This is a genomic window from Synechococcus sp. EJ6-Ellesmere (genome assembly GCF_024345875.1).
In the GTDB taxonomy this organism is placed as follows: Bacteria; Cyanobacteriota; Cyanobacteriia; order PCC-6307; family Cyanobiaceae; genus Regnicoccus_A; species Regnicoccus_A antarcticus.
The window spans coordinates 1-8,661 of record NZ_JAGQBY010000131.1 but is presented as its reverse complement, the minus strand read 5'-3'; the positions used below and the strand labels follow the sequence as shown (position 1 = coordinate 8,661).

General features: G+C 71.2%; 8 protein-coding genes and 1 pseudogene. 7 read left to right on the top strand and 2 right to left on the bottom strand.

Features of this window, described 5'->3' with window-relative positions; all coding sequences use genetic code 11:
* Positions 1–52 precede the first annotated feature (52 nt).
* A complete protein-coding gene (locus tag KBY78_RS13345; protein ID WP_255143988.1) occupies positions 53–634 on the top strand; it encodes a DUF3611 family protein in 582 nt (193 codons plus the stop codon).
* On the opposite strand, the gene surE is transcribed toward KBY78_RS13345, so the two are convergent.
* Positions 619–1,413: a 5'/3'-nucleotidase SurE gene (gene surE / locus KBY78_RS13340; RefSeq protein WP_006171816.1), complete on the bottom strand. Its 795-nt coding sequence runs from the start codon at positions 1,411–1,413 to the stop codon at positions 619–621. The genes KBY78_RS13345 and surE overlap by 16 nt on opposite strands.
* Before the next feature lie 80 nt (positions 1,414–1,493).
* Here surE and pheS point away from each other — a divergent pair.
* The 4 genes and pseudogenes from pheS to KBY78_RS13320 all read left to right on the top strand — a co-directional run bounded on the left by pheS (position 1,494) and on the right by KBY78_RS13320 (position 4,689).
* A pseudogene (pheS, locus tag KBY78_RS13335) lies at positions 1,494–2,494 on the top strand (phenylalanine--tRNA ligase subunit alpha).
* 61 nt (positions 2,495–2,555) lie between these two features.
* Positions 2,556–3,506 carry an NAD(+) kinase gene (locus KBY78_RS13330; RefSeq protein WP_255143987.1) on the top strand — a complete coding sequence of 317 codons (951 nt, stop codon included), beginning with the start codon at positions 2,556–2,558 and terminating at the stop codon, positions 3,504–3,506.
* Entirely contained in the window at positions 3,503–4,171 is a 669-nt protein-coding gene (locus tag KBY78_RS13325; RefSeq protein ID WP_006171819.1) for a winged-helix domain-containing protein, read from the top strand. Before KBY78_RS13330 ends, KBY78_RS13325 begins: the two co-directional genes overlap by 4 nt.
* A complete protein-coding gene (locus tag KBY78_RS13320; protein ID WP_255143986.1) occupies positions 4,168–4,689 on the top strand; it encodes a DUF192 domain-containing protein in 522 nt (173 codons plus the stop codon). Before KBY78_RS13325 ends, KBY78_RS13320 begins: the two co-directional genes overlap by 4 nt.
* Here the strand turns inward: KBY78_RS13320 and cbiE are convergent.
* Positions 4,667–5,950, bottom strand: coding sequence for a precorrin-6y C5,15-methyltransferase (decarboxylating) subunit CbiE (gene cbiE, locus KBY78_RS13315; RefSeq protein ID WP_255143985.1), 1,284 nt, complete (start codon positions 5,948–5,950; stop codon positions 4,667–4,669). The genes KBY78_RS13320 and cbiE overlap by 23 nt on opposite strands.
* Before the next feature lie 63 nt (positions 5,951–6,013).
* Between cbiE and KBY78_RS13310 the strand changes: the two genes are divergently transcribed.
* Positions 6,014–6,259, top strand: coding sequence for a hypothetical protein (locus KBY78_RS13310; RefSeq protein WP_006171824.1), 246 nt, complete (start codon positions 6,014–6,016; stop codon positions 6,257–6,259).
* A 27-nt stretch (positions 6,260–6,286) separates the two neighbouring features.
* Positions 6,287–8,661, top strand: a 2,375-nt coding sequence (locus KBY78_RS13305; protein ID WP_255143984.1) for a GH116 family glycosyl hydrolase, incomplete at its 3' end; no start/stop codon positions are given.

The window sequence follows — 8,661 nt, the reverse complement described above, 5'->3', positions numbered from 1 at the left end:
GCTGCAGGCCATGGCAAGTTTGTGAGGCTCCGCCCCCCGTTTCTGCGCCCCGATGGTTGACGGCCTCGCTCTTCAGCTGGTCTCGGCTGCCCTGCGCCGGGTGGGCTGGATCCGCTTCTGGACCCAGATGTGCCTCGGGGTGGTCGTGGTTGGCGTGCTGGCCTTCAACAACATCGGCGGGCGACTGGCGGCCAACAGCGCCCGCTCCCTCGGGCTCGGTCCTGGTCTGTCACTCACCACCCTGTCGTTTTTCATCCTGCTCTGGTGCCTCTGGCAGAGCTGGCTGGTGGTGCGCTGCGGCCGGGCCCTGGCCAGCCCCGCCCGCCCCAGCCGCGGCGAAACCAGCCGCCTGGTCAAACGGGGCGTCCTGGCCGATCTGGCCGGGCTCACCCTGGCGGCGGTGGGGTACCAGGCCCTGGCCGGCAGCCTGTTCGTCCAGGCCTCGATGCAGGTGCCCGGCTTCTTCGGAGCACAGCTGTCGGTGCCGCCGGGCACCCGCGGCGGCCTGATGGGGCTGCCGATCACTTCCATCGAAATGCTCTCGGTGCTGAGCAACACCCAGGTGCTGTTCGCCCACCTGATCGGACTGTGGATCAGCCTCTGGCTGCTGCAGCGGGTTCACCGCCCCAGCTGAACCGGCAGTTCCTCGAGGCCACCCCGCCAGAACAGCTCCGGCTGCAGCGGGGTGAGGGCGGCGCCGCCGGCATGGATCTGAGCCACGTCCGTGGGCCAGTCGCGGGGGCCTGCGGTGGCGGATTCAAGGTCGTCGACCACCTCACCGGCCAGCCAGTAATAGGTGCGCCCGCGGGGGTCGGTGCGCTGGTCGAACTGGTCGCGGTAGCGGCGCACGGCCGGGCGGCACCAGCGCAGGGAACCGATCCGCTCGATCGGCAGGGCCGGCACGTTGAGATTGAGCAGCAGCCCCTCCGGCCAGGCCCCGGCCAGGGCCGCTTCCGCCACATCGAGGGCGAGCACGGCGGCTGGGCCGAACTGGCGCCAGTCGAAGCAGGCACTGCTCACCGCCAGGGCGGGCAGTCCCTCGAGGGTGCCCTCCATCGCCGCCGAAACCGTGCCGGAATAGAAGACGTCGCTGCCGAGGTTGGGGCCGTGGTTGATGCCGGAGAGCACCAGGTCGGGCGGAGCGCTCAGCAGCCGGCCGAGCGCAAGCTTGACGCAGTCGGAGGGGGTGCCGCTGCAGGCCCAGGCGCTGACGCCATCGGCGAAGAGCCGGTCGGCCCGCTCCGCCCTCAGGGGGGTCTGCATGGTGAGGCCGTGGCCTGTGGCGGAGCGCTCCTGGTCGGGGCAGACCACCGTGACCTCATGGCCGCGGCCCGCCGCCTCGGCCGCCAGGGTTCGGATCCCCTCCGCGAACACCCCGTCGTCGTTGCTGATCAGGATCCGCAGGCTGGACATCGGGACCGGCAGGGGCAGGGGCGCAGGCGGCAACTTAGGCAGGCTCGCTCCGTACAGTCGGTCGCTACCGCCCCCGATCCGTGAGCGCCACGATCAGCCTGCAGCAGCTCACCGACCAGCTCGACGCCCTCGAAGCCGAAGCGGCGGCCTCGATCGCCGCCGCCGCTGACACCGCTGAGCTGGAAGGGCTGCGGGTGGGTCTGCTGGGCAAAAAGGGCCGCCTCTCGGCGGTGCTGGGGGCCATGGGCAACCTCGATGCGGCGGAGCGGCCCGTGGTGGGGCCGCGGGCCAACGTGCTCAAGGAGCAGGGGCAGGCGCTGATGGGCTGGAGGGGTTGCGAGGCGCCGCGATGGCCGAGAAGCTGGGGGGGAAAAGGCTCGATGTGACCGCCCCGAGCCGTTACGTGCCGGTGGGGCACCGCCACCCTCTGATCCGCACGATCGAGGAGATCGTCGACATCTTCGCCGGGCTCGGTTACCGGGTTGAGGAAGGGCGGGAGGCGGAAACCGACTATTACAACTTCACCGCGCTGAACATCCCGCCGCACCACCCGGCCCGGGACATGCAGGACACGTTCTATCTGCCCGGCGAGCGACTGCTGCGCACCCACACTTCGCCGGTGCAGATCCGCCATCTGGAGAGCAACCCGCCGCCGGTGCGGATCGTGGCGCCCGGGCGGGTGTACCGGCGCGACGCGGTGGATGCCACCCACTCGCCGGTGTTCCACCAGGTGGAGGTGCTGGCGATCGATGAAGGGCTGGATTTCAGCCACCTGCGCGGCACCGTCACCACGTTCCTGCAGCAGTTCTTCGGGGATCTGCCGGTGCGCTTCCGGGCCAGCTACTTCCCCTTCACCGAGCCTTCAGCAGAGGTGGATGTGCAGTGGCGGCGGCGCTGGCTGGAGGTGATGGGCTGCGGGATGGTGGATCCGGCGGTGCTGGAGGGCCTGGGGCTGGATCCCGAGCGCTGGAGCGGCTTCGCCGCCGGCCTCGGGGTGGAGAGGTTCTGCATGGTGCGCCACGGCATCGACGACATCCGCCGCCTGTTCACCAGCGACCTGCGCTTCCTGGAACAGTTCTGATGGCAATCAGGCCGCGGCCGGAAGGCTCCCCATAAACTCAACAGGTTCTCGCCTCCGACCGGTGCCCTGCGTCGGACTGATCGTCAACGACGGCAAGGATCTGGCCGTCAAGACGGCCGATATCATCCAGAATCGCCTGGAGGCGGCCGGCACCAGCGTGCTGCGGGTCAGCAGCTCCGGCGGCATGGTGGGCTTCGCCAATCCCGACCATCACCTGCGCAGCCGCGGCTTCAGCGCCTGCGTACCGGAGAGCTTCCACCCGGAGATGAGTCTGGCGGTGGTGCTGGGGGGTGACGGCACCGTGCTCTCCGCCGCGCGTCAGACCGCACCGATCGGCGTGCCGATTCTCACCGTCAACACCGGCCACCTGGGTTTCCTGGCCGAGGCTTACGTCAGCGAGCTGGATGGGGCCATGGAGCAGCTCCTCACTGACCGCTGGAGCGTGGAGGAGCGCACGATGCTGGTGGTGAGCGTGATGCGGGGCGACCAGCGGCGCTGGGAGGTGCTCTGCCTCAACGAGATGGCCCTGCACCGGGAACCGCTCACGAGCATGTGCCACTTCGAGATCGCCATCGGTCGCCATGTGCCCGTGGACATCTCCGCCGATGGGGTGATCCTCTCGACACCCACCGGATCCACCGCCTATGCCCTCAGCGCCGGCGGGCCGGTGATCACCCCCGACTGCCCGGTGCTGCAGCTCACCCCGATCGCGCCCCATTCCCTCGCCTCCCGCGCCCTGGTGTTCAGCGACCAGGAGCCAGTGACGGTGTTCCCGGCCACCCCCGAGCGGCTGATGATGGTTGTGGATGGCAGTGCCGGCTGCTATGTGTGGCCGGAAGACCGGGTTCTGATCCGCCGCAGCCCCCACCCCGCCCGTTTCGTGCGGCTGCAGGACCACGAGTTCTTCCAGGTGCTGCGCAACAAGCTGGGCTGGGGACTCCCCCATGTGGCCAAGCCCGACAACGGTGAGTTCGGCGGCCGCGACGGCCCCGGTGCCGGAGCGCGTCCATGAGTGGGCCCCTGATCCTCCTGGTGGGGGAGGAGGCCGAAGCGATGGCCCCTCGGCTGGAGGCCTCCGGTTACCGCACGGCGCCTGTGGGAGCCCTGCCCGATCCGCCGGCGGCGGTGCTGGTCTCGGGAGCCGATGGGGTGGCCACGATTCCGGCCCTGCGCATGATCCTGGAGGACGTGCCGATCCTGCTGGATCTGGTCTGCGACAGCGTCGAGGCCCGCTCCCTCTGCTTCAGCTCCGGCGCCGACGATTTCTGGCTCTCCAGCGCCGGCGGCAGCGACCTGCTGATGCGCCTGCGCCTGCTGCTGCAGATCCGCGGCGACATCCGCGGCCAGGTGCCGCCCCTGCAGCTCGCCGACCTGAGCCTGGATCCCGCCACCCGGGACGTGCGGCGGGGGCGGCGTCCACTCGCGCTCACCGCCCGCGAATACCAGTTGCTGCTCACGCTGATGCGTCAGCCGGGCATGGTGCTCAGCCGCGAGCAAATCCTCGCTGAGGTGTGGAACGACCAGCAGGGGACCGCCAGCAACGTGGTGGAGGTGTATGTCCGCTACCTGCGCCAGAAGCTGGAGGAACACGGCGAGCGGCGGCTGATCCACACCGTGCGCGGGCGGGGGTACTGCCTCTGCGAGCGTGTCCCACGCCCGGAACGCCCCGCCCCATGACCCAGGCCAGGCTGCTGCCACGGCTGCTGGCGCCGCTGGGGGTGGCGCTGGGTGCCCTCACCCTTGGCGCCCCCCGGGCTCTTGGTGGGGAGAGTCGAGCGCAGGCTCCGCCCCAGGTGCTGCCGCTGGAAGCGGAGTGGTGCCTGGAGGGAACCTCAGGCGGCTGCATCCAGCTGGAGGTGCCCAGGAGCCAGCGCCAGTACAGCCTGGGGCTGATGCAGCGCCCGCCGCTGGGGCCCCTGCGGGGGATGTGGTTCCGCTTCGATCCCCCCGAGCCGGCGCGCTTCTGGATGGACCAGACGATCAGCCCGCTCGACATGATCTTTCTGCGCGAGGGACGGGTGATCGCCATCGAGGCCGCGGCCCAGCCCTGCCCGCGCCTGCCCTGCCGCAGTTATGGGCCCCAGGAACCCGCCGATGGGGTGGTGGAGCTGGATGCCGGCGAAGCGGCCCGCCTCGGCGTTGTTGTGGGCACCCCGGCGCGGATCCGCTGGCTCAATCGACCTGGCGCCCCTTGAGCACCAGCACCGGATTGAGTGGCGCCAGTCGTGTGCCCTCCGCCAGGGGGGAACCCCGCCAGGCCTGCAGCTGACTCACCTGCACCCGCAGCCCGGCCCGCTCCAGCGGCGGCCGCAACTGGGCGAGGGCTTCGAGGGTGGCCAGGGGAATCACCACCTGGCCGAGGGGCCGCAGGCGCCGCAGCACGATCTCCAGCAGCGCCAGACGCTGGCGACCGCCACCTCCGAGCAGCACCCGGTCGGCATCGGGGGGGCCGCCCTGCTCCAGCACACTGAGAGCGTCGCCTTCGAGCACCCCCGCCGGCGCCACACCGAGACGTTCGGCATTGGCCCGGATCAGGGCCGCTGAACCGCCTCGCCGCTCCAGGGCCCAGAGCTCCAGGGCCGGGCGCAGGCGCAGGGCCTCCAGGCCCACCGAGCCCACCCCGGCCCCCACATCCCAGAGCACACCCCTGGCGGGCAGCTCCAGGTCGGCGAGCAACTGGATGCGCACCTCCCGCTTGGTCATCAGGCCGGGGCGATCGGTGTGCTGCAGCCAGAGGCCATCCTCGAGGCCGAACAGTGGCAGGCCGGCGGGATCGGGAGGGACCGGCGGCTCGGCGATCAGCAGCACCAGATGCAGGGGATCGAGAGCGGCCGGCAGCGCCGCCGGGGGCGCCAGCCGCTGCCCCCGCTCCTGGGGGTGGCCGAGCCGCTCGCACAGCCAGATCGCATAGGCCGCCTCCAGGCCGGAGGCAGCCAGGATCCGTCGCACCTCCTCGGCACCGCCGCGGCCGGGATCGGTGAGCACCGCCAGGGCGGCGGGTCGCCTCTGGAGGGCCGCCGCCAGGGGTTCGGGGTCGCGGCCATGCAGGCTGATCCAGCTGGCGTCCTGCCAGGGGCGACCGAGGCGGGCGAAGGCCAGCTGCAGGCTGGAGGGGGCGGGGTGAAAGCGCAGGCACTCGCGGGGAAAGCGATCCAGCAGCAGCCGGCCGATGCCGAACCAGAGTGGATCGCCACTGGCCAGCAGCACCACCGCCCGACCAGCAGCCAGAGCTTGCTCCAGCTGGGGAAAGAGCTGCTCGGGGCGATCACTGGCAATCAGCGCCGGCGGCTGAGCCGCATCCGCCAGGGCCTGGCGCAGCTCCGGCAGGAGCCGGGCCGGTGCCGCCACCAGCTCGGCCTGGCGCACCAGGGCCGCCGCCGGCGCTGGCAGCGAGGCCAGCCCAGCGGCGTCGGTGCCGATCACCTCAAGGCAGTGCGGCTGGTGCGGTGGGTGCACAGGGCGACTCCGGTGCGGCGGCTGGCCGGGCCTCGCCATGATGCCCGCGAGTTGATAGCCGCCATGGCCGCACCCGAGTCCCCCTCCCGCCGCCAGCGCGTGCATGAGCTGGCCCTGGCCCTGCTGGCCCGGCAGGCCGAAATCGAGCTGCTCAGCCCCGAAGCCACGGGCGGCGGCGGCGAGGAGGCCGGCCTCTGGCTGGAGCGCAACCGGCGGGTGGTGCTGCGCTACCAGGCGGTGGTGCGCTCGGCGATCACCCTCGATGCCCTGATCGAGCAGGAAGTGGCCCCCGGGGCGGGCCAGCTCTGACAAGCTGGCGCCATCTCGATGAGCACCATGGCTCCGTTCGGCCTGTCTGCCCTCTCCTCGCTGCTGCGGGGGTCCGGCACCGGTCGGCCCGCTCAGGCCCCCCACGCCAGCTGGCAGCGGCCGATCGGCCAGGGCTGCGACGCCCCCTACACGGTGCGCTATGCCAGCAATCTCGACGACGGCCCCAACCACGGCGCGCCCCTCGGGGGCTTCGGTGCGGGCTGCATCGGCCGTGGGCCCGATGGCAGTTTCAACCTCTGGCATCTCGATGGCGGTGAGCACTGGTTCGGCGTATTGCCCGACTGCCAGTTCGCCCTCTTCGAGCACGACGGCACGGCGAGCCGGGCGCAGGCCCTGGCGATGGCGCCGGAGCGCGACGATTCCCGGCCGGAGGCCAGCGAGCGCCCCCTGGGCGGCTGGCAGTGGCTGGAGGGCGAGGCCGGGACCTACGCCGCCCGCTACCCGCTCCACTGGTTCGATTACCAGGACAACTTCCACGCCGAGGTCAGCTGCGAGGCCTTCAGTCCGATCCTCCCCGGCGACTACCAGCGCACCAGCTACCCGGTGGCCGTGTTCCGCTGGCGGCTGGCCAACTCCACCAAAAAGCCCCTGGATCTCTCGTTGCTGCTGAGCTGGCGCAACACCGTGGGCTGGTTCACCAACACCGATCCCAGCGCAGCCGTCACCTTCCGCGACGACGGCAGTCCGGAGCACAACTACCTGCCCGCCATCGGAGCGGGGGTGGGCCAGCGCAACCGCTGGATCGACGCTACCGGCCTCAAGGGCGTGCTGCTGGAGGGGGCGCCCAGCCAGCCGATCGCCGAGGGGGAGGGTCAGTGGTGCCTGGCGGTGCCCGACCAGCTCGAGGGGGTGGAGGTGATGCGCTGCAGCCGCTGGGATCCCAGCGGCGATGGCGCCGAGATCTGGGAGCCCTTCGCCCGCGACGGATCGATTCCCGACAGCAACAACGACCGCCGCAGCACCGGCAGGGAGCAGGCCAGCGCCGCGATCGCCCTGCGCCTGAGGCTTGAGCCGGGGGCTGAGATCGAGCTGCCGGTGGTGATCAGCTGGGACCTGCCCGTGACCGCCTTCGCCACCGGAACATCCGCCCTGCGCCGCTACACGGATTTCTTCGGGGCCACGGGCACCAGCGCCGTCGCCATCGCCGCCGAGGCCCTGCGCGACTGGCGCCAGTGGCGCGACGCCATCGAGGCCTGGCAGCAACCAGTGCTGGAGCGCAGCGACCTGCCCGAGCCCCTGCGCATGGCCCTGCTCAACGAGCTCTACGACCTCACCAGCGGCGGCAGCCTCTGGACCGCCGCCAGCTCCACCGATCCCGTGGGTCGCTTCGGGGTGCTCGAGTGCCTCGACTACGCCTGGTACGAGAGCCTGGATGTGCGGCTGTACGGCTCTTTCGCCCTGCTGCAGCTCTGGCCCGAACTCGACAAAGCGGTGCTGCGCAGCTTCGCCCGCGCGATTCCCGCCGCCGATGCCACCCCCCGGCCGATCGGCTGGTATTTCACCCAGGGGCGGGGCCGGGTGGAAGCGGCACGGAAGGTCGCCGGCGCCACCCCCCACGACCTGGGGGCCCCCAACGAGCGGCCCTTCGATGCCACCAACTACACCGCCTATCAAGACTGCAACCTCTGGAAGGATCTGGCCTCCGACTTCGTGCTGCAGGTGTGGCGCACCTTCAACCTGGCGCCCACCGGCGAGGACCTGCGCTTCCTGGCCGACTGCTGGCCGGCGGTGGTGGAGGCCCTGCGCTACCTCAAGCAATTCGACGTCAACGACGACGGCCTGCCCGACAACGGCGGCGCACCGGATCAGACCTTCGACGACTGGCCACTGCAGGGGGTCAGCGCTTACTGCGGTGCCCTCTGGATCGCGGCGCTGGAGGCGGCCCTGGCCATGGCCCAGCGCCTGCAGCTCGACCTCGGCCTCGACACCGGCGCCGAGCAGCGGGAATTCGGCAGCTGGCTGGAGCCCTCCCGAGCGAATTTCGACCGGCTGCTCTGGAATGGGGAGTACTACCGAATCGATGCCGGCAGCGGCACACCGGTGGTGATGGCCGATCAGCTCTGCGGCGACTTCTACGCCCGGCTGCTGGGGCTGCCGCCGGTGGTGAGCGACGAGCGGGCCCTCTCCTCGCTGAAGGCGATCCGCGAGGCCTGCTTCGAGCGCTTCGAAGGCGGGCGGCTGGGGGTGGCCAACGGCCTGCGCCGCGACGGCACTCCACTCGATCCCAACGGCACCCATCCGCTGGAGGTGTGGACCGGCATCAATTTCGGCCTGGCGGCCTACTACCGCCAGATGGGCCAGACCGACACCTCCCTGGCGATCACCAGCGCCGTGGTGGGCCAGGTGTATGCGGGGGGGCTGCAGTTCCGCACACCGGAGGC

Coding starts and splice junctions, on each gene's coding strand:
- KBY78_RS13325 (WP_006171819.1), top strand. CDS start 3,503: ATGAGTGGGCCCCTGATCCTCCTGGTGGGGGAGGAGGCCGAAGCGATG.
- surE (WP_006171816.1), bottom strand. CDS start 1,413: ATGTCCAGCCTGCGGATCCTGATCAGCAACGACGACGGGGTGTTCGCG.
- KBY78_RS13320 (WP_255143986.1), top strand. CDS start 4,168: ATGACCCAGGCCAGGCTGCTGCCACGGCTGCTGGCGCCGCTGGGGGTG.
- KBY78_RS13310 (WP_006171824.1), top strand. CDS start 6,014: ATGGCCGCACCCGAGTCCCCCTCCCGCCGCCAGCGCGTGCATGAGCTG.
- KBY78_RS13345 (WP_255143988.1), top strand. CDS start 53: ATGGTTGACGGCCTCGCTCTTCAGCTGGTCTCGGCTGCCCTGCGCCGG.